Below are 23,564 nucleotides of genomic sequence, written 5' to 3'. Positions count from 1 at the left end.
CTAGAAGTCCGCGAAGAGGTATGGCCAACGGCGGGGGAAGAGGCGGCGCAGCTCGGCGGCGGCGTCCGCCGGCACCCGCCCCAGGCCCCGGACGTCGACCTCCGCCGGGTCCAGCACCCCGTACGCCAGGGCGGAGAGCCCGGCCGCCGTGAGCGTCGCGGCCGGCACGGACCCGGTGGCGTCGCCGGACAGCTCCAGGCGGCCGGTCGCGCCGTCGAGCAGATGGGTGCCGGCGAGCCACCGGTCCCCGGTCAGCTCCACCCGGACCCGGCCCGGCCCGGCCGGGAGACCGGCCAGCGCGTCGAGCGCGAGCAGCCGGGCCATCGGCGCGGACGAACCCGGCCGGGCGACCTGCGCCTCGACGTGCACGGCCAGGTCGGTCAGCCACAGCTCGGGCAGCTCGTCCGCTGCGATCCGCAGGCGGATCCGCTCCACCTGGTCGACGTGCCGGGCGAGGAACTGCAGGATCAGGGCCCGGGCGTACGGGTCGGCGACCAGCAGGTCGTCGCCGGCCAGCTCGCCGCCGTGGTCGTCGATCCGGTACGTCAGCACGCCGACCGTCTCGCCGTCGACGCGGGCGGTGAGCTGCCACCGGTCGTCGTCGTCGCGCTGCCGCACCGCCCGGGTCTCGGGGAAGATCGCGAACCCGTGCCGTTCGGCCAGGCAGCGCTCGGTGAAGGCGCGGTGGTCGGCGTACCCGGCGCCGCTGCGGCCCCAGGCCAGCTCGCCGGGCAGGTCCGCGCGCAGCAGCGCGGCCAGGTCGGCCGGAGCGAAGACGGCCGTACGCGCCCGGGGCAGGCCGACGTACCCGAAGCGCTCGTAGAACGAGGCGCGGAACGGGTACAGCGCGGTGAGCGGGCGCCCCTCGTCGCGCATCTCGTCGAGGAGCTGGCGCAGCAGTTCCCGGACGTGCCCGCGCCGCCGCGCCAGCGGGTGGGTGGCGACCCCGGCGACGCCGGCCATCGGCAGCACCGCCCCGCGCAGGTTCTGCCGCATCGGGATGGCCGACGCGGTGGCCAGCGTCTCGCCGCCCTCCTCGGCGACCAGAGTGCGGGTCGCCTCGTGGTAGGGCAGGTAGCTGCGGAACTCCTCGGCCCGCTCGGCCCGCATCGGGGACGCCTCGAAGGCGTACGCCTGGAGCGGGAAGGAGGTGGCCGGCCGCTCTGAGTTGGTCAACCGCCGGATGGTCATGAGAGCGCCGTGACGTCGGAGACGACGACGGTGACGTTGTCCGGCGCGCCGGCCTGGTGGGCGAGCTTCACGAGCTGCTCGCCGCACTGCTGGCGGTCGCCGTACATGGCGAGGGCGGCGGCGATCGCGGCGTCGTCCACGTAGTCGGAGAGCCCGTCGCTGCACAGCAGCAGCCGGTCGCCGGCGAAGACGGTGAGCGTGCCGACCGCCGGGGGCGTGTCGGCGCCCTGCACGGCTCGGGTCACCAGCGACCGCTGCGGGTGGTGCCGCGCCTGGTCCGGGGAGAGCGCGCCCTGGTCGACGAGCGCCTGCACGAACGTGTCGTCGCGGGTGAGCTGGGTCAGCTCGTTGTCCCGCAGCAGATAACAGCGGGAGTCCCCGACCTGCGCGAGGACCAGGACGTCCCCGGCGAGCAGGCCGGCCGTCAGCGTCGTACCCATGCCCTCGCGCGCGGGGTCGACGGAGATGGCGGCCCGGATCCGCTGGTTGGCGGTGCTCACCACGGCCCGCAGCGCGTCGGCGGCCCCCTCGGTGGTGGTGGGCGGGTCCAACTCGTCGAGGATGCGGATGACGATCTCGCTCGCCACCTCACCAGCCGGCAGGCCACCCATCCCGTCGGCGACGGCGACGAGGCGGTCACCGGCGAGGGCGGAATCCTCGTTGTTGGTCCGCACGAGGCCGACGTCGTTGAGGATGGCCGAGCGGAGGATCAGCGTCATACGACAAGCTTGCCAAGAAGACCCGCCCGGCGTCTCTACGCACTCCGGGGTCGGCCCGAAAAGAATCTTGTGTCGGCGCGGGTGGCCGACCGGCCGGCGGCCCGACCGGTCAGCGGCGGGGGTAGCGCAGCAGCAGGCTCGCCCACACCTCCTCGTCGCCGATCGCGGCGTAGCCGTGCGGCACGTCCGACGTCCAGCGCAGGTGGCCGCCGGGCCCGGCGGTCAGCGGGGCGTCCACCGGCCCGGCGCGGAGCTGCCCGGCGAAGACGGTGACGTGCTCGGTGACCCCCGGCTGGTGCGCGGGGGAGAGCTGCCCGACGCCGGGGGCGACCCGCATCCGGTACAGCTCGTACGTCGCCCCGGCCTCGGTGAACACCTCCAGCAGGGTCGCGCTCACCGCCGCCCCGCGCACCGTGGGGGTCGCCGCCGGCCCGGAGAGCGCCGCGGTCAGCGGCACCCCGAGCTGGGCGGTCACGGCGTAGAGCGTCTCCAGGGTGGGATTGCGGGTGCCGTTCTCCAGGCCGGAGAGGGTGGCCTTGCCCACCCCGGCGAGCCGGGCCAGGGTGGACAGTGACAGCCCGCGCTCCTCGCGCAGGGCGCGCACCCGGGCACCGACCGTGCCGGCGTCCGTGGCTGCCTGCTCCCGGGCTGGCTGCTCCCGGGCTGGCTGCTCCCGGGCCGCTTGCGGGGTTGGTGTCGGCGACTCCATCCCGCTATCGTGCTACACGCCAGCGTTCCGTAAACGGAACGGCGAAGGGGGAGACGTGGCCGGCCTGCTGCAACCCGTGCTCGCCGGAGTGGTGACCGCGCTCGTCGGCTTCGCCAGTTCGTTCACCGTCGTGCTCGCCGGGCTGCGCGCCGTCGGCGCCGACGAACGGCAGGCCGCCTCCGGGCTGCTCGCCGTCAGCGTCGCGTCCGGCCTCTGCGCGGTGTGGCTGGGGCTGCGGCACCGGCTGCCGATGGCCATCGCCTGGTCCACCCCCGGGGCGGCGCTGCTGGTGGCCACCGGCCCGGTCCCCGGCGGCTGGCCGGCCGCCGTCGGCGCGTTCATCGTGTGCGGGGCGCTGATCGTCGCCGCCGGGCTGTTCCCGGCGCTCGGCCGGGCGGTGGCCGCGATCCCCGGCCCGATCGCCGCCGCGATGCTGGCCGGGGTGCTGCTGCCGCTGTGCACCGCGCCCGTCCGCGCCCTGGTCGAGGTGCCGAGGCTGGCCGCGCCGGTGGTCGTCACCTGGCTCGTCCTGCACCGGTTCGCCCGCCGCTGGGCGGTGCCCGCCGCGCTCGTCGCGGCGGCGGTCGCCATCGCGGTGACCACGCCCGGCGGCGTCGGCGCGCACGGCCTGCGGCCGGTGCTCGTCCTCACCGCGCCCGAGTGGACGGTGCCGGCGGTGATCGGGCTGGCGCTGCCGCTGTTCCTGGTCACCATGGCCGCGCAGAACGTCCCCGGGATGGCGGTGCTCACCGGGTACGGCTACCGTCCCCCGCTCGGCTCCGCGCTGCGGGTCACCGGCCTGGCCAGCGCCATCGGCGCGCCGGTCGGCGGGCACGCGGTCAACCTCGCCGCGATCACCGCCGCGCTGGCCGCCGGCCCCGACGCCCACCCGGACCCGGAGCGCCGCTGGGTCGCCTCGGTCACGGCGGGGGTCGGGCTGGCCCTGCTCGGCCTCGGCGCGGGCGTCGCCACCGCCCTCGTGCTGCTCTCCCCGCCGGTGCTCATCAAGGCCGTGGCGGGGCTCGCGCTGCTCGCCGCGCTGGCCGGCGCGGTGTCGGCGGCCGTCGCCGACCCGGCGACCCGGGAGGCGGCCGTGGTGACCCTCGTCGTCACGGCCTCCGGGGTGAGCCTGCTCGGCGTCGGGGGCGCGTTCTGGGGGCTGGTCGCCGGCTGGCTGATGCTGCTCCTCCTGCGCCGCCGCCACGAGAGCGACCACGCCGCGCCGGCTGCGCCCGTCGAGCCGGCTGAGACTGTCGAGCCCGTCGAGCCCGTCGAGCCCGTCGAGCCCGTCGAGCCCGTCGAGCCCGTCGAGCCGGCGTCGGCTGGGCGGGCGTCGGCTGGGCGGGCGGGGCGCTAGATCGACTCCATGTCGGCGACATGGCGGGGAAACTCACCCCGGGATACCGCGATGTCGCCGACATGAAGTCGATCAAGAGGCCCCGCGTCGATGAAGAGGCCGGAGTCGATCAAGGGGCTCGCCTCGATCAAGGCCCGCGTCGATCAAGGCCGTGTCGGCGTCATTCCTCGGCGGGCAGGCTCGTCGCGAGGACGTCGAGGCGTACCCGGCCGTCGGCGACGGCGGCGATCTGGTCGGCTAGCACGTAGACCGCGCCGGTCGGGGCCTGGTCGGTGGAGACCTTCAGGTAGCCGGTGCGCAGCAGGCGGGCGGCCAGGTCGGCCGGGACGTCCGGCTCCTCGGCCGCCGCGGATTCGATCAACTCGTCGAGGCTGCCGCCCGGGTCGGCGGTCGGGGCGGCGGTCGGCGCCTGCACGGTCACCGCGTTCGGGTCGCCCCGCTGGACGAGGTCCACGGTGCCGACCTCGGCGCCGGTCACGTCGACCACGGGCATCCCGGTGGTGACGCGGGAGATGGCCGCCTGCTGATCCGTCCCCTGCTGCTCCATCCCGAGGCGGTTCCCGCCCCGCCACCCGACTAAACGCCGCGCCGGTCAGGCCCGACCAGATGCCGCGCCGACCCCGAACACCGCCCGGTCAGGCCCGACCGAACGCCGCGCCGAACCTCGAACACCGTCCCGGTCAGGCGCGGGTGTCCGGGGTCGGCAGCCACGAGCCCGGCGGCCGGGGGGACAGTTCCCGCCACCCGTCCGCCCCGGCGAGCAGCGCGCGGACGGTCTCCTCGGCCTCCTCCGCGCTCGGGTACTCGTAGAACTGGGAGACCCCCTCCGCGCCCCCGGCGCGCTGCTCGACGTGCCACCGGTCGCCGTCCACCCGGAGGAAGACGTCCCGCCGCGCGAGCCGCCCCCACTTGCCGTTCCACCAGTGCTTCCGCTGTTCCATGGCGGGACTCTATCGAACATGTGTACGACAAGACCCGGCCCCCACGAGAATCCCGCGAGGGCCGGTGTGCGTCGGTGTGCGTCAGCGCGCGGCCGGGGGCTCCGGGTTGCGGCCGAGCACGTCGTCCAGGGCGCCCCGCTGCTGGCCCGGGGTGGTGTGGCCGGCGGCCACCAGCGCGTCCCGGATCTCGGTGAGCAGCTTGACCTCCTCGCTGGGGGCGGCCGGCGGCGGCTCCTCGCCGCGCTTGCGCCGCTCGGCCAGCCTGTTCATCGGGTAGACGACCAGGAAGTAGAGCGCCGCCGCGGTGAGCAGGAAGGTGATCGCCGCGTTGACGAAGGCCACCCAGTCGAACGGGATGCCGCGAAACTCGGGAGCCGTGCCTTCCAGGCCCTTGTCGCTGCCGGTGATCAGCACCACGAGGACGCGGATCAGCGGATCCAGGAACGACTTGGTCAACTGGGTGACCACGCCCGTGAACGCCGCGCCGATGACGACGCCGACCGCGAGGTCGACGACGTTGCCGCGCATGATGAAGTCTTTGAAGCCCTTGAGCATCCGTTACTCCCGTGGTGTCCGGTTCGGTGTCCCGGGCAACCTATTCCCCCGGGGAGGGCTCCAGGAAAGCACCAGCCTCCCGGGCTGCCAAGGCCGGGTCGCCGAGGCGGATGGCGTCCACCAGCCGGGCGTGGTCGACGTACCGCTCGGGCTCCAGCGCGTCGCCCGTCGCCTGGCTGATCGTGCTGCGCAGCGCCGCGCCGACCGACGCGTACAGCTCGGCGAGCATGCCGTTGTGCGCGGCGTTCACCACCGCCGTGTGCAGGGCCGCATCGGCCTCGACGAACTCGTCGACCCGGCCCGCGCGCCAGGCGGCCTCCCGGGCGGCGAGCGCGCCGTCGAGGGCGGCCAGGTCCTCCGGGGTACGCCGCAGCGCGGCCAGCCGCGCCGCCTCCACCTCGAAGGCGCGGCGCACCTCGACGACCTCGGTCATCCGGTCGTCGGTGAGTCGGCGGGCCACCACGGGGGCCAGCTCGTCGGTCGACACCACGTACGTCCCGGAGCCCTGCCGGCACTCCAGCACCCCGGCGTGTACGAGGGCGCGGACGGCCTCCCGGACGGTGTTGCGCCCCACGCCGAGGGCGGCGACGAGCTGCGGCTCGGTGGGGATGCGGCCACCCACCGGCCACTCGCCGCCGAGGATGCGGGCCCGGAGCTGCTCGATCGTCTGCCGGACGCGCTGGCCCCGGGGCGGCGGGGGCGGGGACCCGGGCGGCGGTGCGGAATCAACCGACGGTGGCACTGGTTACATCACCTGCCCAGGATTCATCCCATGATTGTAGGTTGAAGGCCATGACCCCGCCACCGACCGCCGTCGCGGAACCTGCCACCGGGACCGCCCGAACCCGCCCGACCGTCGACGTGGCGCGCGCCCCGGCCCCCGCTTCCACCCTCGTCGACACGACCGAGGCCGAGAAGAACGGGACCGAGAAGGTCGAGGCCGAGAAGACCGGGCGGCCCGTGACCGGCGGGCTGCTGGTCCTGGTCGGGATGCTGCTGGTCGCCCTCAACCTGCGCGCCGCCGTGACCAGCCTCGGCGCGCTGCTCGGCGAGGTCCGCACCGGCCTCGGGCTCTCCGGGGCGATGGCCGGGCTCGTCACCACCCTGCCGACGATCGCCTTCGCCGGGCTCGGCGCGCTCACCCCCTGGCTGGTCCGGCGGTACGCCCCGGCCCGGGTGCTCGTGGTCGCCATGTCGGCCCTCGCCGTCGGGCAGGTGCTGCGCGTGGTCACCGACTCCGCGTTGGTCTTCGTGGCCACCAGCGCGCTCGCGCTGGCCGGCATCGCGGTGGCGAACATCCTGCTGCCGATGCTGGTGAAGCAGCACTTCCCGCACCGCACCGGCCTGGTCACCGGGGCGTACACGATGGCGTTGACGACGGGCACGACGGTGGCCGCCGCGTCGGCGGTGCCGGTGGCGCACGCCTTCGGGTCCTGGCGGGCCGGGCTCGGGGTCTGGGCCGGGCTGGCCGCGCTGGCCGTACTCCCGTGGGTGCCGCTGGCGCTGCGGGCCCGCGCCGCGCGGCGGGCCGCCACCGGCGCGGTGGCCGTCGCCGCCCCGGCCCGGGTGCGGCCGGCGCGGACGCGGCTCGGCTGGGCGATGGCGGTCTACTTCGGCGCGCAGTCGCTGAGCGGGTACGCGATCATGGGCTGGCTGGCCCAGCTCTTCCGCGACGCCGGCTTCCGTCCGGAGACGGCCGGGCTGCTGCTGGCCGGGGTGACCGCGCTCGGCGTGCCGGTGGCGCTGCTGATGCCGACGCTCGCCGGCCGGCTGCGGACGCTGCGCCCGCTGGTGTTCGGGCTGACCGCCTTCTCGGCCGCGTCCTACCTGGGGCTGGCGCTCGCGCCGCGCGACGGCGCGCTGCTCTGGGTGGCCCTGCTCGCTCTCGGCCAGGGCGCGTTCCCGCTGATCCTCACCACCATCGGGCTGCGCGCCCGCACGGCGGAGGGGACGGTGGCGCTGTCGGCGTTCGCGCAGAGCACGGGGTACGTGATCGCGGCGCTCGGGCCGCTGCTGGTCGGCGTTCTCTACGAGGCGACCGGCGGGTGGACCGCGCCGATCGGGTTCCTGCTCGTCGCCCTCGCCGTGCAGACGGGCGCGGGCCTGGTCATCGCCCGCCCCCGCTTCGTCGAGGACGAGCGCTGAGCGGGACGGTCAGGAGGAGGCCGGCGTGGGGTCGCCCGCGACGGCCTGCTCCACCGTCGGGTAGGTGTGCAGCACCTCGACGAGCCCGCTGACCTCCAGGATGCGCAGCACCCCGCGCTGCGGGGCGGCCAGCCGGACCACGCCGCCGGCCTCGTCGCAGCTGTTCTTGGCGCGCACGAACACCGACAGCCCGGTCGAGTCGCAGAACGAGACCTCCGCCAGGTCGAACACGAGGCGGCTGCGGCCCTTGTCCAGCAGGTCCGTGATCTGGTCCTGGAGCTGCGGAGCCGTCGCCATGTCCAGCTCGCCCGCGACCGACACGACGACCACGTCGCCGCGCTGTTCCGTCTGCACCGTCAAGGACATTCGCCGACCTCCTGCTGGTATCGGTGGAACCGTATCCCACGAGGGCGGTTCGGCGCAGAGCCGGGAGCGCCGGGGTGCCGGTCGTCATGTCGTTGCCGTGGGACAAGTAGTTTCGTACTACCCGGTGGTAGAGTCCGGCCGACCCAGCTCAGAGGGAGGAACCCGTGGCGTTGAGCGCGGAGGAAAGCGGTCGGCTGGCCGGTCTGCTCGACGAGCACGCCGAACGGACCATCCAGCGCTGGACGGAGCTGGTGGGCGCCTCGCTGCGCGGCCGGCTCAGCCAGGCGGAGCTGCGCCGCCAGGTGCAGGAGCTGCACCGCGCCGTCATCGAGGCCGCCCGCGGCGGCGGGTTCGACCTGGAGTCCGAGTCGGCCGGCGAGCTGCGCGCCGTGCTGGCCGAGCTGTCCCGGGGTCGGGCCCGGCAGGGCTTCACCGCCACCGAGACGGCGATCAGCGTGTACGCCCTCAAGGACGTCCTGCTGGAGCTGCTGGAGGCCGACGCCACCGACACGGCGCTGCGCGACTACGTGGCCTTCTCCTCCCTGGTCGACCAGATGGGGCTGTTCACCTTCGAGAGCTTCGTGCGCACCCGGGAGAGCCTGATCGCCGACCAGGCCGAGCAGCTGCTCGAACTCTCCACCCCGGTCGTCAAGATCTGGGAGGGCGTGGTCGCCGTCCCGCTGGTCGGCACGCTCGACTCGGCCCGCGCCCAGGTGGTGATGGAGCGGCTGCTGCAGACCCTCGTCGACACCGGCTCGCCGTACGCGATCATCGACATCACCGGCGTGCCGGCGGTCGACACCCAGGTCGCCCAGCACATCCTCAAGACCGTGGTGGCCGCCCGGCTGATGGGCGCCGACTGCATCATCTCCGGCATCCGGCCGCAGATCGCCCAGACCATCGTCGCCCTCGGCATCGAGTTCGGCGACATCGCCACCAAGGCCAGCCTCGCCGACGCGCTGCGACACGTGCTGCGGCTGACGGGCGTGGAGACGGCGCGCCGCCAACCGCGCCGGGAGTCCTGATGGAGCGGGTGCCGGTCCTGAAGATCGGCGACATCCTGCTCGTCTCGATCCAGGTCGACATGTCCGACCAGACGGCGGTGCAGCTCCAGGAGGACCTGGCCGAGCGGATCGTCGCCACCGGCTGCCACGGTGTGATCATCGACATCACGGCGCTGGACATCGTCGACTCGTTCGTCGGCCGGATGCTCTCCACCATCGCCTCCATCTCCAAGGTGCTCGACGCCGAGACGGTGGTGGTCGGGATGCGTCCCGCCGTCGCCATCACCCTGGTCGAGCTGGGCCTGTCGCTCAACGGCATCCGCACCGCCCTCAACGTGGAACGGGGCATGGAGCTGATCGCGGCGACCCGCGACGACGACTACGGCTACGACGACCTCGACGAGCCCGGCGACCAGTCCACGGACACGAGGTGACCGCGGGCGTCGACCTGGGCGACCCGCAGGCCCAGGCGATCCGCAGCGACGAGGACGTGGTGCGGGTCCGCCAGTTGGTGCGTACGGTCGCGGTGGCCGTCCGGCTCTCCCTGGTCGACCAGACGAAGCTGGTCACCGCCGCCAGCGAGCTGGCCCGCAACACCCTGGTCTACGGCGGGGGCGGCAGCGCCGAGGTGTCCACCGTGGACAACGGCCGGCGGCGCGGGGTGCGCATCGTCTTCGCCGACGACGGCCCCGGCATCGCCGACCTGGACCTGGCCCTCACCGACGGCTACACCACCGGCGGCGGCCTCGGGCTCGGCCTCAGCGGCGCCCGCCGCCTGGTCGACGAGTTCGACATCGACACCGGCCCGGGGCGGGGCACCCGGATCACGGTCACCAAGTGGTCCCGATGACCCTGGACGCCGTGTCCGACCACGGCCTGTGGTTCCGGGTCGAGAGCGGCAGCGCGGCCAGTTCGGTCCGGCGGGCCGCCGAGCGGCTGGGCGGGCAGCTCGGCATCGGCGACGCCCGCACCGCCGACCTGGCCATCGTCGCCGCCGAGCTGACCAGCAACCTGGTCAAGCACGCCGACGACGGGGTGCTGCTGCTGCGCCCCGTGCGCGCCGGCGACCGGGCGGGCGTGGAACTCGTCGCCATCGACTCCGGGCCCGGCATGGCCGACCTCACGGTCTCCTCCCGCGACGGCCACTCCACCGCCGGCACGCTCGGCATCGGCCTCGGCGCCATCATGCGCCAGGCGGACTGGTTCGACGGCTACTCCCGCCCCGGCCGGGGCACCGTGCTCGCCGTGCAGATCTGGCCGAAGGGGCCCGCCCCGGAGCAGTCCTGGGCCGGGGCGCTGACCCGGCCGCTGACCGGCGAGGCGGTCAGCGGCGACGGGTACGCCGTCCGCGTCGCCGAGGGGCGGCACCAGGTGCTGGTCTGCGACGGGCTCGGGCACGGGCCGCTGGCCGCGTCCGCGACCGACGCGGCGCTGGCCGCGTTCCGGTCCGCCCCCGCCGCCCCGCCCGCCGCGGTGGTGCAGCACCTGCACCGGTCGATGACGCACACCCGGGGGGCCGCGCTGGCCGTCGCCGAGCTGGACGGGCAGGCCCACCTGCTGCGGTACGCCGGGCTGGGCAACATCGCGGCGGCCGTGCTCGCCGAGGGCGAGCGGCGGCGCGGGCTCGTCTCCCTGCCCGGCATCGCCGGCCACCAGCGACCCGTCGTCCGCGAGTACGAGTACGCCTTCCCCGCCGGGGCGTCGCTGGTGATGCACAGTGACGGGGTGGCGGACCGCTGGCAGCTCGACGACTATCCCAGCCTGGCTGGGCGCGCCCCGCTGGTGCTGGCCGCGACCGTGCTGCGCGACGCCGGGGTGCGGCGGGACGACGCGTGCGTACTCGTCGCGAGGGCGCCCTGGTGACGGGCCCGGCCGGCGGCCCGTCGCTGCTCCAGCTGGCGCTGCGGGTCGAGCACGACATCTTCCTGATCCGGCAGCGGGGCCGGGAGGTCGCCGAGGCGGTCGGGCTGGAACACCAGGACCAGGTCCGGCTCGCGACCGCCCTCAGCGAGGTGGCCCGGGACCTGCTGCGTCTCTGCGGCGGGGCCGACGTCACCTTCGCCGCCGTGGTCGAGGTGCAGGGCCCGGTCCACCTGCGGGTGGACCTGGCCCCGGTGCGTCCGCTGCCCGACGGCCGGTACGAGCCGCAGTCCGGCGCGGTGGCACGCCTCGTGGACATGCTGGGCGTAGTGGGCCGGGAGGGCGATACGGTCGTGAGGATGTCCCGACGTGTCCCGGCCAACGCGCAGGCGCTGACCCCGGAGCGCCTCGCCGAGCTGCGCGCCGAGCTCGGCAGCTCCGCTCCGGCCAGCGCCGTCGACGAGCTGGCCCTCCAGAACGAGCAGCTCATCGCCGCCCTGGACGAGGTGCGCAGCCAGCGCGACGAGTTGGCCGTGCTCAACGAGGAGCTCCAGGAGACCAACCGGGGCGTGATGGCGCTCTACAACCAGCTCACCGAGGAGCTGGAGGAGACCAACCGGGGCGTGGTGGCCCTCTACGCCGAGCTGGACGAGAAGTCGGCCCAGCTGCGCACCGCCAGCGAGTCCAAGAGCCGGTTCCTGGCCAACGTCAGCCACGAGCTGCGCGCCCCGGTGACCGCGATCATCGGGCTGAGCCGGCTGCTGGCCGACTCGGCGTCCGACCCGCTCACCGCCGAGCAGGCCCGCCAGGTGGGGCTGATCCGGGACTCCGCCACCGACCTGCTCGGCCTGGTCAACGACCTGCTCGACCTCGCGAAGGCGGAGTCCGGGCGATTGGAGCCTAACTGGACCGAGGTCGACCTGCGGGCCATCTTCGGCCAGCTGCGCGGCACCCTGCGGGCGCTGTCCACCAAGCCGGGCGTCGAGCTGGTGGTGGAGGACCCGCCGCTGCCCGGCACGGTCCGCTCCGACGAGGTGCTGCTCGCCCAGGTGCTGCGCAACCTGCTGCACAACGGGCTCAAGTTCACCGAGCGGGGCGAGGTCCGGCTGCGCGCCGAGATCCGCGACGGGCGGTGGCGGCTGTCCGTCTCCGACACCGGGGCGGGCATCGCCCCGGAGCTGCACGAGCGGATCTTCGAGGAGTTCTACCAGGTGCCGGGGAGCACCCGCATCGGCGGCACCGGCCTCGGCCTGCCGTACGCCCGGCGGGTGACGCACCTGCTCGGCGGGGCCCTGGAGCTGACCAGCGAGCCGGGGCGGGGGAGCACCTTCACCGTCGTCCTGCCCGTGGGCGGAGCGTGACGGTGGACGGTCAGGGGACCGTGCTGGTCGTCGACGACAGCCGCACCAAGCGCTACCTGCTGGTGAGCTGGCTGAGCCGGGCCGGCTTCGCGACGCTGGAGGCGGAGAGCGGCGGCGAGGCCCTGGCGCGGGTCGGGGTGGACCCGATCGACCTGGTGGTGCTCGACGTCCGGCTGCCCGACCTGACCGGGTTCGAGGTCTGCGAACGGATCAAGAAGGCCCACCCGGCGATGCCGGTGATCCACGTGTCGGCGCACGCCGTCGACGTCAACGACCGGGCGCAGGGCCTGACCCGGGGCGCGGACGCCTACCTGGCCGAGCCCATCGAGCCGGACGAGCTGGTCGCCACCACCCACGCGGTGCTGCGCTACTACCGGGCCCGGCAGCGCGCCGAGCTGCTCGCCGACCGGCTGAGCCGGCTCGCCGAGACGACCCTCGCGGTCAACTCCGCGCCGAGCTTTCCCCGGCTGATGGTCGCCGCGGCGAAAGGCGCGGCGGAGATGCTCGCCACCCCCGTCGTCGTGCTGGCCGAGACGATGGACGGCACCACGCTCGCCGCCGCCACCGCCGGCCCCGGCGCGGAGCCCGAGGTGCGCCCCTGGCCCATGCCGACCGAGGACGTGCCGATCGGGGCGATCCTGCGGGAGCAGGTGGACCCGGCCGAGTGGGCGGTGCACGACTGGGGCGGCGAACCGGAGCTGGTCGTCGCGATCGCCCGGCTGCGCGCCGACCGGTCCCCCATCTACGTGGCGGTGCCGCCCCGGGCCCTGCTCCCGGACGCCCCGGTGGTGCGCCAGCTCGCCCAGGCCCTCGCGGCGGCCGTGGAGGCGCAGCGGACCCTCGACGAGGAGCACCGGATCGCGGTGACCCTGCAACGCAGCCTGCTGCCGCGCCGGCTGCCCGAGGTGGCCGGGCTGGACCTCGCCGTCCGCTACGAGCCGGCCAGCGCGCAGACCGAGGTCGGCGGGGACTTCTACGAGCTGGTGATGCTCGGCGACGAGCTGCTGGTGGCCATCGGCGACGTGGCCGGCCACTCGCTGCACGCGGCGACGGTGATGGCTGAGCTGCGGCACGCGGTGCGGGCGTACGCGGTCGAGGGGCACCCGCCCGGCATGGTCCTGACCCGGGTCGACGAGCTGATGCGCGCGCTGCTCCCCGGCGAGCTGGCCACCCTCTGCGTGCTGTTGCTTCACCCCGGCACCGGCCGGGTCCGGCTCGCCAGCGCCGGTCACCTGCCGGCGCTGATCAGCCGCGCCGGCAAGGTGGAGTACGTCCAGCACTCGGCGCCGCTGCTCGGCGTGCGCGTGGACCGCCCCGCCGACCTGGAGTTCGTGCTGCCGGCCGGGGCGACGCTGGTGCTCTACACCGACGGGCTGATCGAGCGGCGGGACGCCACCATCGACGAGGGGCTGGCCGCCCTGGCCCGCTGCGCCGAGACGGTCGACGACGACCTGGACGGCTTCTGCCAGCGGCTGGTGGTCGAGCTGGCCCCCACGGAGATCCAGGACGACGTGGCGGTGGTGGCGGTCCGCCGCATGTAAGGAAGGGCACCTTGTTAACGCTTTCTGTTGTACAGGGGCCCCTTCCTAACGCCCGTCGCGCAGCCAGCCGAGGAAGCGGCGGTGCAGCGTTTCGGGCGACGGCGCGGTGTACGGGTATGCCTGGTTGAGCTGCTCGCCCGCCTCCAGCATCAGCCCGGCGAGGTGGACGGCGAGCGTGACGGGCGCGTCGGCGTACTCGTGCAGGAGCCGGCGGCGGGCCGGCGAGCAGGGCCACGGCCCGCCGCAGACCCGGCAGAGCCAGATCGGCCGGGCCGGCAGATGCTCCCGGGCCGGCGGGCGTTCGCGAGCCTGCGTCGCGTGTTCGCGGGCCGGGTCCCGGGGTCGTTCGTCCACTGTGGCTGTCCCTTCTCGACTGGTGCGGGGGCGTGCCGCCGTGCCCGGCACGCCCCCGCGCGGTCCCGCCCGGGCCGGGGAATCTCGGGGGAAGACACCCGAACGGACCCGCTGGGGTCACATTCTGCTGATGCTGCGGTTACTGTGTGAATGGTCGCGGCCCGGACCGTCCGGGCGTCCGGGCCGCGATCCCGCAGGTCCCATGGGTGTACGGAGGCTGTCCGTGGAGCGATCGTCGATGCTCGACCACTTCGCCGAGGAGTTGCGCCTCGCCAGGTCGACGGCCGGGCTCTCCCAGGCGGCGTTGGCCGAGGCGGTGAGCTATTCGGCGGCGCTGATCGCCAAGATCGAGACCGGTGACCGCCGGCCCAGCGCCGACCTGGCCAGGCGGTGCGACGCGGTGCTCGGCGGGGGCGGCCGGTTCGTCCGCATCCAGCGCCGGATCAGCCGGGAGACCGTGGTGCCCTACTTCCGGGAGTGGGCGGGGATCGAGCAGGAGGCGACCGCGCTGCGCGGCTACGAGCCGCTCTACGTCCCGGGCCTGCTCCAGACCGAGGGGTACGCCCGCGCGGTGCTCTCCGGACCCAGGCTGCTCTCGGCGGAGGAGGTCGAGCGGCAGGTCGGCATCCGGCTCGACCGGCAGGAGATCCTGACCCGGGACCGGCCGCCCACGCTGACCCTGGTGATCGACGAGTCGGCGCTGCGCCGGCCGGTCGGCGGCCCGGAGGTGCAGCGGGAGCAGTTGCGCCACCTGGTCAAGGTCGGCGAGGGGACGCCCCGGGTGCGGCTGCACGTGGTGCCGTTCGCGGTGGGGGCGTATGCCGGGCTGGACGGCTCGTTCGTCATCGCCACGCCGCCGGTCGGCGAGGATATGGTCTATGTGGAGACTCAGCTCGGCGGGCACGTCGTCGATCGCCCGGCCGACGTGCGTCAGGCGATCGACGTGTGGGAGTCGATCCGGGGCGAGGCGCTGCCCCACCAGCGGTCGATCGAGCTGATCGCGGAGATCACGGAGGCGGGACCATGGACCTGAGCGCTGCGCGGTGGCGCACCAGCAGCCGCAGCAACAGCACGGGCGGCAACTGCGTGGAGGTGGCGGGCAACCTGCCCGGCGTGGTGGTCGTGCGCGACTCGAAGGACCGCACCGGCCCGGTGCTGGCGTTCGCCCCGGCGGCGTGGGGGGCCTTCCTCACCCGGCTCGCCCCGGCCGACTGACCCGCTGCACCCCCGCTGGCTGATCCGCTTCACCCCGGCCGGCTGAGCGAGGCTCCCGCCGGTCGGTTGAGCGACCGGGCGTACGCGGCCGGGGTGAGGCCCGTCGCGGTGGCGAACTCGCGGATCAGGTGGGCCTGGTCGGCGTAGCCGAGGTCGGCGGCGACGGCCGCCCAGTCCACCGGCCCGCCGCCGGCGGCGTGCTCGATCGCCTCCTGGATGCGATAGCGCCGGATCACCCACTTCGGGCCGACGCCGACGTGGTCGAGGAACAGCCGTTGCAGGCGTCGGGTGGTGGTGCCGTGCCGGCGGGCCAGGTCGTCGACCCGCAGCACGCTGCGGTCGGCGCGGATCTCCCCGGCCAGCGCCATCGCCTCCGCCGTCAGCGCGGCGGGGCGGGGGTGCCAGGCGAGCAGGAGGGCGTCGAGGGTGGCGGCGCGCTCGTCGTCCGTACCGTCGCAGGGGTGCCGGCCCGCGACGAGCCCGGCGGGCAGCGGGCGGCGCTCGCCGGTCAGCTCGGCGACCGGGCGCGGCCAGAACGGGCGGAACCCGCCGGGGCGGAACTGCACGCCGCTGACCCGGCCGGTGCCGGCGAGAATGATCCGGAACAGGTCCCGCCCGACGCCGGCCACCTCGGCGGACTCGGCAACCACCCTGCCCGCCGGCTCGCGGCGGAAGACCAGGTTGACCGCCGGGTGCGGCAGCACCCGCTGCTCGAACGGCGCGTCGAGGTCCCAGTCGACCAGCCAGTAGTGCTCGACGTACGGGAGCAGGGCCGGGGTCGGCGGCAGGCGACGGAAGCGGACCTCGCGCCGCAGCCGCGCCGGGTCGAGGATGCCCCGGTTGTCGGCGCGCGGGCCGGTGTCGCATTTCTTCAAGCTTGTCCTTCCGGGCTGCCTACGCTGCCCCTATGACCACGAAGACTAGTGACCTGCTGGCGGATGCCGCGCCGCGTGCCGTGGCGGTGGTCCGGGCTATCTCCGACGACCAGTTCGACCTGCCGACCCCGTGCGCGGACTACACCGTGCGGGACCTGCTCGGGCATCTCTTCCAGGTGGTGGTCAACTTCCAGGCGCTGGCCGCCCGGCAGCCGGCGGACTGGGCGGACAAGACCGACCTGCTCGCCGACGGCTGGCGGGACCGGTTCGCCGCCGAGACGGAGCGGCTGGTGGCGGCGTGGGCCGACCCGGCCGCGCTGGAGGGCGTGTCGCCCGGGATGGGCCTGCCGCAGGAGACAGTCGGCGACATGGCGCTGATCGACCTGACCGTGCACGCGTGGGACCTGGCGCGGGCCACCGGCCAGCCGTACGACGCCGCGCCGGCCGTGATCGCCACGCTGAACGCGTTCATGGACCGGATGGGCGAGATGGGCCAGCAGCAGGGTGCCTTCGGTGCCCCGGTCACCGCCCCGCCGAACGCCACCGACCTGGAGCGCGCCGTCGCCCGAATGGGCCGAAACCCCAACTGGTCACCGAGCTGACCGGGCCCAAGGGGCTACACTTGTACAATATCTTGTACGTGAAGGTCGGGAGGCGTCATGCGCACCGTTCCCTACTCGGAAGTCCGGCAGAACCTGGCCAAGATGCTCGACCACGTCGTGGACGACGCCGAGGAAGTGGTGGTCACCCGCTCCGGCCGTGAGGCCGCCGTCATCATCTCGCTACGTGAGTACGAGTCGCTGAAGGAGACGGCGTACCTGATGGCCAGTCCCGCCAATGCCCGCAGGCTGAACGAGGCCGTCGAGGAGTTGCGCAACGGGGGCGGGGAGATGCGCGACCTGATCGACCCCGAGGCCAGCCCAGGCGAGGCGTCGGCAGCGTGAAGGTCCAGTTCGCCAGCCGGGGCTGGGAGGACTACCTGGCCTGGCAGCGGGATCGTCAGATGCTCAAGCGGGTCAACACCCTGATCGAGGACATCCGCCGCAACGGACACCAGGGCATCGGCAAACCTGAGCAACTCCGTGGCAACTGGGCGGGGTTCTGGTCGAGGCGCATCGATCAGGAGCACCGCCTGGTCTATCGAATCGTCGATGACACCGTGCAGATCGCTCAGTGCCGCTACCACTACGAATGAACCGCCGACTGCCCCGCGCCTTGCCGCGGTGATCAAGAGGAAAGCGTCAAAGTCGATCTTCGCCATGACGCAAATCTCTTGATCACCGGGGCGGGCGGGGGTGCGCGGGCGCGCCGGGGGGCTGGCTTGACTCTGCTATTCGCTCAGTGAATAGTTGGTCGTGTGTCCACTCCGCACGTGCTGCTCGGCCTGCTGGCCGAGGGCGACAAGCACGGCTACGAGCTGAAACGCGCCCACGATCGGCGGCTGCCCCGGGCGCGTCCGCTGGCGTTCGGGCAGGTCTACGCCACGCTCGGCCGGCTTGAGCGGGACGGGCTCGTCGCCCCCGCCGGCCAGGACCGCGACGCCGGCCCGGACCGCACCGCCTACACGCTCACCCCCGCCGGGCGCGACGCCCTGGCCGCCTGGCTCGCCGAGGTCGAGCCGCCCATGCCGTACGTGGCCAGCACGCTCTTCGCCAAGGTGGTGGTGGCACTGCTGGTCGCCGACACCGGCCACGTCCGGTCGTACCTCGTCGCGCAGCGCCGGGCGCACACCGACCGGCTGCGCGAGCTGACCGCAGTCAAGACGGACCCCTCGGCCAGCCTCGACGACGTCGTCGCGGCCGACTACGCCATCGCCCACCTCGACGCCGACCTGAGGTGGCTGCACACCACCCTGGAGCGGGTCGCCGACTGGCACCGGGAGGTGCACTCGTGACGGAACTTCAGGCTCGCGGCGTGGTGAAGGCGTACGGGCCCACACCCGCGCTGCGCGGGATCACCCTCGACGTCGCCGAGGGGGAGATCGTCGCGGTGACCGGCCCGAGCGGCTGCGGCAAGTCCACCCTGCTGCACTGCCTGGCCGGCATCCTGCGCCCGGACGCCGGTCAGGTCTTCTGGCGGGGCGAGCGGATCGACACCTGGTCCGAGGCGGCCCGGTCGAAGCTGCGGCGCACCGAGTTCGGGGTGCTGTTCCAGTTCGGCCAGCTCGTGCCCGAGCTGACCGTGGCGGAGAACGTCGCCCTCCCGCTCCTGCTCGCCGGCACGGGGCGGCGAGCAGGGCGGACGGTGGCGACGGCCTGGCTGGCCCGGCTGGGCGTGGCGGACCTGGCCGACGCCCGGCCGGGCGAGCTGTCCGGCGGGCAGCAGCAGCGCTGCGCGCTGGCGCGGACGCTGGTCACCGAGCCCCGGGTGATCTTCGCCGACGAGCCGACCGGCGCGCTCGACACACTGGCCGGCGAGCAGGTGCTCACCCAGCTCGTCCGGCTGGCCCGGGAGCAGCGTACGTCGGTCGTGCTGGTCACCCACGAGCCGCGCATCGCCGGGTACGCCGACCGGGAGGTGGTCCTCCGCGACGGCGCGGTCGACGGGGCCGGCCTGGGGCTCGACCTGCCGGCTGCGGCCGGGTCCGGCCTGGGGCTGCGCGCCACCGGGGCACCGGCGGGCGAAGCACTGGCGAACGCGGCACCGGCGGGCGGGGCACCGGCGGGCGAACGGCCGGCGGGTGGGGCGCGGTGAGGCCCGGCACCCTGGGCCGGCTGGCCCTCGCCGGCACCCGCACCGACGCCGTCCGGGTGGTGCTGACCGCGCTCAGCGCCGCCCTGGCCGCCCTCGCCGGGCTGGCCGCGCTGACCGTGCTGGCCATCCCGACGCCGCCGGCCACCGACGACAACGAGGTCCGCTGGTCCCTCCAGTACGCCACGGCGCTGCTGCGCGAGCCGGGCCTGCGCGGCGGCACGGCCTTCGCGTTGCTGCTGCTCGCCCTGCCGGTGCTGGCGCTGGCCGGGCAGTGCGCCCGCCTCGGCGCGCCGGCCCGCGACCGCCGGTTGGCCGCCCTCCGGCTGGCCGGCGCGACCCCGGGCCAGGTGACCCGGCTCGCGGCGCTGGAGACCGGGGTGGCCAGCCTGCTCGGCACCGTCGGTGGCCTGGTCGTCTTCCTGGTCGCCCACGAGCTGCTCGACCGGCCCGGCGCGGACGGCCGGCTCGCGTTGCCCACGGACGTGCTGCCGTCGCCCGTCGCGCTGGCGGCGACGGTGCTCGGGCTGCCCGCCGTCGCGGCGGTGGCCACCGCGCTGCTGCTGCGCCGGGTCGTCACCACGCCGTTCGGCGTGGTGCGCCGCGCCCGGCGGGACCGCCCGCCCCGCCCCTGGTTCGCGCTGCTCGTCCCGGCCGGCGTGGGGTCGTTCGCCGGCTACTTTCCGCTGCTGCACTGGCTGGAGCGCCACGAGGTGCAGGCGCTGCTGCCGTACCTGCCGATCCTGGTCGCCGTCGGAGGGCTCGCCGCCCTGGTCGGAACGGTGCTCGCGGCGGGCTGGTTCTCGTACGCCGCCGGCCGGCTGCTGCACCGCCTCGCCCAGGGGCCGGCCGCGTTGCTGGCCGCCCGCCGGCTCGCCGCCGACCCGTGGGCCGGCAGCCGCACCTTCGCCGCGCTGCTGGCCGCCGTGCTGTTCGGCGGGGGCGCGGCAGCCTTCCGGGCCCACTTCCAGGCCCGGTACGCCGCCGAGCTGGCCGAGGCGCGGACGTTCGGCGACGTGACCTCGGCGGGGGACACGTTCTACCTGGACACGATCGGGCTGGTGGACCTCGCTGTGGCGGCGGCCGTCACGATCGCCGCCGGTGGGCTGCTGGTCGCGCTGGTGGAGGGGATCGTGGCCCGCCGCCGGGCGTACGCGGCGCTGGTCGCCCAGGGCGTCCCCCGGGGCGTGCTGGGCCGCTCGGTCGCCTGGCAGGCGCTCGCCCCGGCGGTGCCGGCGGTGCTGCTCGCCCTGACGGTGGGGCTGCTGCTCGGCCGGTTCCTCTCGGGTCCGGTACGCACCGGAGGCAGCGGCTACGTCTGCGAGGCAGCGGCCGCGATCTGCGCCGACCCGGCTGCCCGGGGCCCGTACCTGCGCCTCGTCGAGGCCCCCGAGCGGTACGTCATGCCCGGCGTACCCCTGGAGCAGCTGGCCCTGGTCGGGGCCGGCGCGGTCGCCGCGGTGGCCCTCACGGTCGCGGTCGGGCTGCTCTTCCTGCAGGCCAGCACCACCGTCGAGGAGCTGAGGGCGACCTGAATAGAGTGGCGGCGGCCCGATGCGGAGCGGCAGGATGGCCCCCGTGGACCTTGTGACGCTCGACGACATCCGGGCTGCCGCCGCCGACATCGCGCCGACCGTCCTGCGCACGCCGCTGCTGGCCGCGCCGTGGGACGACGGGCTGTGGCTGAAGCCGGAGAGCCTGCAACCGGTCGGGTCGTTCAAGCTGCGCGGAGCCACCCACGCGGTCGCCCGGCTCGACCCCGGCGTGCGGGCCCGGGGGGTGGTCACCCACTCGTCCGGCAACCACGGCCAGGCCCTCGCGTACGCGGCGCGGGCCGCCGGCGTGCCGTGCACGGTGGTGGTGCCCGAGGGCGCGCCGGAGGTGAAGGTCGCCCGGATGCGGGCGTTCGGGGCGGAGGTGCTGCTCGTCCCGCCGGCCCGGCGGCTGGCGGAGGCCCAGCGGATCGTCGCCGAGACGGGGGCGACCCTGGTGCCGCCGTTCGACGACCGGCGGATCATCGCCGGCCAGGGCACCGTCGGGGCGGAGATCGTCGCCGACCTGCCCGACGTCGACGTGGTGCTGGTGCCCGTCGGCGGGGGCGGCCTCGCCTCCGGGGTCGCCACGGCGGTGAAGGCGCTGCGCCCGTCGACCGCCGTGTACGGCGTCGAACCGCTGCTCGCCGCCGACGCGCGGGACTCGCTCGCCGCCGGGCGGGTGGTCACCTGGGACGTGGAGCTGACCTACCGCACCTGCGCGGACGGGCTGCGCACCAACCTGTCGGAGCTGACGCTGGCCCACCTGCGGGACCGCCTCGACGGCATCGTCACGGTGACCGAGGAGGAGATCCGGGCCGCCGCCGGTCGCCTGATCCGTGAGGCCCGACTGGTCGTCGAGCCCAGCGGCGCGGTGGCCACGGCCGCCCGGCTGTTCCGCGCGGGCGAGCTGCCGCCGGGGCGTACGGCCGCGGTGGTGACCGGCGGCAACGCCGACCCGCAGGTGCTGGCCGCCCTTCTCACCACCGCGTGACCAGTGGTGAGAAGGGTGCCCTTCTCGACCGTATGCGTTAACAGGGGGCCCTTCCTTACGCAGCGCCCAGGCGGTCGAGGATCCAGGCGTTGACGAACGCCTCCTCGCGCCACGAGTCGTACCGGCCGCTGGGGCCGCCGTGCCCGGCGCCCATCTCCGTCTTGAGCAGGTAGTCGCCCTGCGGGGCGACCGCCCGCAGCCGGGCGATCCACTTGGCCGGCTCGTGGTAGAGCACCCGGGTGTCGTTGAGGCTGGTCACCGCGAGGATCGCCGGGTAGTCCACCGCCGCCACGTTCTCGTACGGCGCGTACGACTTCATGTACGCGTAGACCTCGGGGTCGTCGAGGGGGTTGCCCCACTCCTCCCACTCGGTGACGGTCAGCGGCAGCGACGGGTCGAGGATCGAGGTGAGCGGGTCCACGAAGGGCACCTGCGCGACGACGCCCGCGAACGCGTCCGGCGCGAGGTTGGCCACCGCGCCCATCAGCAGGCCGCCGGCCGACGCGCCCCGGGCCACCAGCCGGTCGGCCGACGTCCAGCCCGACTTGACCAGGTGCCGGGCGCAGGCCACGAAGTCGGTGAACGTGTTCTTCTTGGCCAGCATCTTGCCCTGGTCGTACCAGCGCCGGCCCAGCTCGCCGCCGCCCCGCACGTGCGCGACGGCGAAGACCACGCCCCGGTCCAGCAGGGAGAGCCGGGCGACGGAGAACCACGGGTCCATGCTCGCCTCGTACGAGCCGTAGCCGTAGATGACGCAGCCGGCCGAGCCGTCGCGGGGGGTGCCGGCCCGGCAGACCAGCGAGATCGGCACGCGCGTGCCGTCGTCGGCGAGCGCCCAGTCCCGGTGCTGCTCGTAGTCGGCCGGGTCGTACTCGCGCCCGTCCGGGCCGGGCAGGACCGGCTTGCGGCGGCGCAGGGTCAGCTCCCGGGTGACCAGGTCGTAGTCGTACACCGACTCGGGGGCGACGAGCGAGGCGTAGCGCAACCGGACCTGCCGGGTGCGGTATTCCGGGTTGCTGTCCAGCCCGACGCTGTAGAGCGGCTCGGGGAAGTCGATGTCGTGACCGTCGCCGCCGCCGACCGGCAGTACCCGCAGCCCGGTCAGGCCGTTGGTGCGCAGCGACACGACCAGGTGGTCGGCGAACGCGTCGACCGACTCCAGCCGGGTCCCGGGGGTGTGCGGGATCAGCGGAACCCAGTCGCCGGGCGCGTCCGCCGAGGTGTACGCGAGCGCGAAGTCCTCGGCGTCGTCGTTGTGCAGGATCAGGAAGCGGTGCCCGTGGTGCTCGACGCTGTATTCCACGCCCTGCCGCCGGGGCGCGACGGACGCCGGCTCGCCGGTGGGGTTGCCGGCGGGGATGACCAGCACCTCGCTGGTGATCTTGCTGTGGATGTCGATCAGGACGAACTTCTCCGACCGGGTCAGCTCGACGCCGACCCAGAACCGCTCGTCGTCCTCCTGGTGGACCACCACGTCCTCGGTGGACGGGGTGCCGATCCGGTGCCGCCACACCCGGTGGGGCCGCCAGGCGTCGTCGACGGTGACGTAGAACAGCACCGAGGCGTCGGCGGACCAGGCCGTGCCGTAGAACGTGCCCGGCACCTCGTCGGCCAGCACCTCGCCGGTGGTCAGATCCTTGACCCGCAGCGTGAACCGCTCGTCGCCGCTGAAGTCCGTCGAGTAGGCCAGCCAGCGCCCGTCGGGGCTCACGTCGAACGCGCCGAGGGAGAAGAAGTCGTGCCCCTCGGCGAGCAGGTTGCCGTCGAGCAGCACCTCCTCGCCGTCGAGCGGGGCGCCGTCCACGCTGACCGGCGGGTCGGTCTCGCCGTCGCGGACCGCGCGGCGGCACTGCACGCCGTACTGCTGGCCCTCGACCGTGCGCGTGTAGTACCAGTGGTCGCCCTTGCGGGCCGGCACCGACAGGTCGGTCTCCTGGGTGCGCCGGCGCGTCTCCTCGAACAGGGTGGCCCGCAGCTCCGCCAGGTGCGCGGTGCGCGCCTCGGTGTGCGCGTTCTCCGCCGTCAGGTGGGCGATCGTCTCCGGGTCGTCCTTGGCGGCCAGCCAGGCGTACTCGTCGACGACGGTGTCGCCGTGGTGGGTGCGCTCGCTGGGGACCCGCTTGGCGACGGGCACGGGAGTCTCGGTGGTCACGC

28 protein-coding genes are annotated in these 23,564 nt (G+C 74.6%); 17 read left to right on the top strand and 11 right to left on the bottom strand.

The window, feature by feature from the left end:
* From GA0070558_RS14580 to GA0070558_RS14570, 3 genes are all read right to left on the bottom strand, one after another.
* The gene (locus tag GA0070558_RS14580; protein WP_091279718.1) at positions 1-1,191 is read right to left on the bottom strand and encodes a GNAT family N-acetyltransferase; all 1,191 of its coding nucleotides are present in this window, start codon (positions 1,189-1,191) and stop codon (positions 1-3) included.
* Positions 1,188-1,910, bottom strand: a complete 723-nt coding sequence (locus GA0070558_RS14575) for a PP2C family protein-serine/threonine phosphatase (protein WP_043961285.1) — start codon at positions 1,908-1,910, stop codon at positions 1,188-1,190. The genes GA0070558_RS14580 and GA0070558_RS14575 overlap by 4 nt, the downstream gene beginning before the upstream one ends.
* A 109-nt stretch (positions 1,911-2,019) precedes the next feature.
* Positions 2,020-2,619 carry a helix-turn-helix domain-containing protein gene (locus GA0070558_RS14570; protein WP_256091940.1) on the bottom strand — a complete coding sequence of 200 codons (600 nt, stop codon included), beginning with the start codon at positions 2,617-2,619 and terminating at the stop codon, positions 2,020-2,022.
* Positions 2,620-2,674: 55 nt separating this feature from the next.
* Here GA0070558_RS14570 and GA0070558_RS14565 point away from each other — a divergent pair, with 55 nt between their 5' ends.
* Complete coding sequence (locus GA0070558_RS14565) at positions 2,675-3,976, top strand: benzoate/H(+) symporter BenE family transporter (protein WP_091279713.1); 1,302 nt, start codon at positions 2,675-2,677, stop codon at positions 3,974-3,976.
* A gap of 160 nt (positions 3,977-4,136) precedes the next feature.
* On the opposite strand, the gene GA0070558_RS14560 is transcribed toward GA0070558_RS14565, so the two are convergent.
* From GA0070558_RS14560 to GA0070558_RS14545, 4 genes are all read right to left on the bottom strand, one after another.
* Positions 4,137-4,523, bottom strand: coding sequence for a hypothetical protein (locus GA0070558_RS14560; RefSeq protein WP_077935588.1), 387 nt, complete (start codon positions 4,521-4,523; stop codon positions 4,137-4,139).
* Positions 4,524-4,656: 133 nt separating this feature from the next.
* Positions 4,657-4,917, bottom strand: a complete 261-nt coding sequence (locus GA0070558_RS14555) for a hypothetical protein (protein WP_091279710.1) — start codon at positions 4,915-4,917, stop codon at positions 4,657-4,659.
* Positions 4,918-4,998: 81 nt separating this feature from the next.
* A complete protein-coding gene (gene mscL / locus GA0070558_RS14550; RefSeq protein WP_091279707.1) occupies positions 4,999-5,472 on the bottom strand; it encodes a large conductance mechanosensitive channel protein MscL in 474 nt (157 codons plus the stop codon).
* A 40-nt stretch (positions 5,473-5,512) separates the two neighbouring features.
* Positions 5,513-6,214: a FadR/GntR family transcriptional regulator gene (locus GA0070558_RS14545; RefSeq protein WP_091279704.1), complete on the bottom strand. Its 702-nt coding sequence runs from the start codon at positions 6,212-6,214 to the stop codon at positions 5,513-5,515.
* A gap of 248 nt (positions 6,215-6,462) precedes the next feature.
* Between GA0070558_RS14545 and GA0070558_RS14540 the strand changes: the two genes are divergently transcribed.
* Positions 6,463-7,617, top strand: coding sequence for an MFS transporter (locus GA0070558_RS14540; protein WP_091279820.1), 1,155 nt, complete (start codon positions 6,463-6,465; stop codon positions 7,615-7,617).
* Positions 7,618-7,626: 9 nt separating this feature from the next.
* On the opposite strand, the gene GA0070558_RS14535 is transcribed toward GA0070558_RS14540, so the two are convergent.
* Positions 7,627-7,983, bottom strand: a complete 357-nt coding sequence (locus tag GA0070558_RS14535; RefSeq protein WP_043961290.1) for an STAS domain-containing protein — start codon at positions 7,981-7,983, stop codon at positions 7,627-7,629.
* Between the two features lie 164 nt (positions 7,984-8,147).
* Between GA0070558_RS14535 and GA0070558_RS14530 the strand changes: the two genes are divergently transcribed.
* From GA0070558_RS14530 to GA0070558_RS14505, 6 genes are read left to right on the top strand one after another with little or no spacing between them, the layout of a single operon-like run.
* Positions 8,148-9,008 carry an STAS domain-containing protein gene (locus GA0070558_RS14530; RefSeq protein ID WP_091279701.1) on the top strand — a complete coding sequence of 287 codons (861 nt, stop codon included), beginning with the start codon at positions 8,148-8,150 and terminating at the stop codon, positions 9,006-9,008.
* Positions 9,008-9,421, top strand: coding sequence for an STAS domain-containing protein (locus tag GA0070558_RS14525; protein ID WP_077935593.1), 414 nt, complete (start codon positions 9,008-9,010; stop codon positions 9,419-9,421). The genes GA0070558_RS14530 and GA0070558_RS14525 overlap by 1 nt, the downstream gene beginning before the upstream one ends.
* Entirely contained in the window at positions 9,418-9,837 is a 420-nt protein-coding gene (locus GA0070558_RS14520; protein ID WP_091279698.1) for an ATP-binding protein, read from the top strand. Before GA0070558_RS14525 ends, GA0070558_RS14520 begins: the two co-directional genes overlap by 4 nt.
* Positions 9,834-10,850 (top strand): ATP-binding SpoIIE family protein phosphatase, encoded by a 1,017-nt coding sequence (locus GA0070558_RS14515; RefSeq protein WP_091279817.1) that lies wholly within the window; start codon positions 9,834-9,836, stop codon positions 10,848-10,850. The genes GA0070558_RS14520 and GA0070558_RS14515 overlap by 4 nt, the downstream gene beginning before the upstream one ends.
* Complete coding sequence (locus tag GA0070558_RS14510; protein ID WP_091279695.1) at positions 10,847-12,208, top strand: ATP-binding protein; 1,362 nt, start codon at positions 10,847-10,849, stop codon at positions 12,206-12,208. Before GA0070558_RS14515 ends, GA0070558_RS14510 begins: the two co-directional genes overlap by 4 nt.
* On the top strand, positions 12,205-13,749 hold the full coding sequence (locus tag GA0070558_RS14505) for a SpoIIE family protein phosphatase (RefSeq protein WP_439709599.1): 1,545 nt from the start codon (positions 12,205-12,207) through the stop codon (positions 13,747-13,749). The genes GA0070558_RS14510 and GA0070558_RS14505 overlap by 4 nt, the downstream gene beginning before the upstream one ends.
* Before the next feature lie 45 nt (positions 13,750-13,794).
* Here GA0070558_RS14505 and GA0070558_RS14500 read toward each other — a convergent pair whose 3' ends face one another.
* Entirely contained in the window at positions 13,795-14,103 is a 309-nt protein-coding gene (locus GA0070558_RS14500) for a hypothetical protein (RefSeq protein WP_091279689.1), read from the bottom strand.
* 223 nt (positions 14,104-14,326) lie between these two features.
* Between GA0070558_RS14500 and GA0070558_RS14495 the strand changes: the two genes are divergently transcribed.
* Together GA0070558_RS14495 and GA0070558_RS14490 are read left to right on the top strand one after the other, a co-directional pair.
* Positions 14,327-15,136 carry a helix-turn-helix domain-containing protein gene (locus tag GA0070558_RS14495; protein ID WP_091279686.1) on the top strand — a complete coding sequence of 270 codons (810 nt, stop codon included), beginning with the start codon at positions 14,327-14,329 and terminating at the stop codon, positions 15,134-15,136.
* Positions 15,127-15,318, top strand: coding sequence for a DUF397 domain-containing protein (locus GA0070558_RS14490; protein WP_043961296.1), 192 nt, complete (start codon positions 15,127-15,129; stop codon positions 15,316-15,318). Before GA0070558_RS14495 ends, GA0070558_RS14490 begins: the two co-directional genes overlap by 10 nt.
* A 29-nt stretch (positions 15,319-15,347) precedes the next feature.
* Here the strand turns inward: GA0070558_RS14490 and GA0070558_RS14485 are convergent, their stop codons facing one another.
* Positions 15,348-16,193: a helix-turn-helix domain-containing protein gene (locus GA0070558_RS14485; RefSeq protein WP_091279684.1), complete on the bottom strand. Its 846-nt coding sequence runs from the start codon at positions 16,191-16,193 to the stop codon at positions 15,348-15,350.
* A 32-nt stretch (positions 16,194-16,225) separates the two neighbouring features.
* Between GA0070558_RS14485 and GA0070558_RS14480 the strand changes: the two genes are divergently transcribed.
* From GA0070558_RS14480 to GA0070558_RS14450, 7 genes are all read left to right on the top strand, one after another.
* Positions 16,226-16,795 (top strand): TIGR03086 family metal-binding protein, encoded by a 570-nt coding sequence (locus tag GA0070558_RS14480; protein ID WP_091279681.1) that lies wholly within the window; start codon positions 16,226-16,228, stop codon positions 16,793-16,795.
* A 57-nt stretch (positions 16,796-16,852) separates the two neighbouring features.
* Complete coding sequence (locus GA0070558_RS14475; RefSeq protein WP_091279678.1) at positions 16,853-17,137, top strand: type II toxin-antitoxin system Phd/YefM family antitoxin; 285 nt, start codon at positions 16,853-16,855, stop codon at positions 17,135-17,137.
* Positions 17,134-17,388 (top strand): Txe/YoeB family addiction module toxin, encoded by a 255-nt coding sequence (locus tag GA0070558_RS14470; protein WP_091279674.1) that lies wholly within the window; start codon positions 17,134-17,136, stop codon positions 17,386-17,388. Before GA0070558_RS14475 ends, GA0070558_RS14470 begins: the two co-directional genes overlap by 4 nt.
* 162 nt (positions 17,389-17,550) lie before the next feature.
* On the top strand, positions 17,551-18,087 hold the full coding sequence (locus GA0070558_RS14465) for a PadR family transcriptional regulator (protein WP_091279673.1): 537 nt from the start codon (positions 17,551-17,553) through the stop codon (positions 18,085-18,087).
* Positions 18,084-18,887, top strand: coding sequence for an ABC transporter ATP-binding protein (locus GA0070558_RS14460; protein WP_077935601.1), 804 nt, complete (start codon positions 18,084-18,086; stop codon positions 18,885-18,887). Before GA0070558_RS14465 ends, GA0070558_RS14460 begins: the two co-directional genes overlap by 4 nt.
* Positions 18,884-20,419, top strand: a complete 1,536-nt coding sequence (locus GA0070558_RS14455; protein WP_091279669.1) for an FtsX-like permease family protein — start codon at positions 18,884-18,886, stop codon at positions 20,417-20,419. The genes GA0070558_RS14460 and GA0070558_RS14455 overlap by 4 nt, the downstream gene beginning before the upstream one ends.
* 43 nt (positions 20,420-20,462) lie before the next feature.
* The gene (locus GA0070558_RS14450) at positions 20,463-21,410 is read left to right on the top strand and encodes a threonine ammonia-lyase (protein ID WP_091279666.1); all 948 of its coding nucleotides are present in this window, start codon (positions 20,463-20,465) and stop codon (positions 21,408-21,410) included.
* 55 nt (positions 21,411-21,465) lie between these two features.
* Here GA0070558_RS14450 and GA0070558_RS14445 read toward each other — a convergent pair whose 3' ends face one another.
* Positions 21,466-23,562: a S9 family peptidase gene (locus GA0070558_RS14445; protein WP_091279662.1), complete on the bottom strand. Its 2,097-nt coding sequence runs from the start codon at positions 23,560-23,562 to the stop codon at positions 21,466-21,468.
* Positions 23,563-23,564: the final 2 nt, after the last annotated feature.

Source organism: Micromonospora haikouensis (assembly GCF_900091595.1).
In the GTDB taxonomy this organism is placed as follows: Bacteria; Actinomycetota; Actinomycetes; order Mycobacteriales; family Micromonosporaceae; genus Micromonospora; species Micromonospora haikouensis.
Note: the sequence above shows the minus strand (reverse complement) of the source record. Positions and strands in the feature narration are given on the sequence as shown.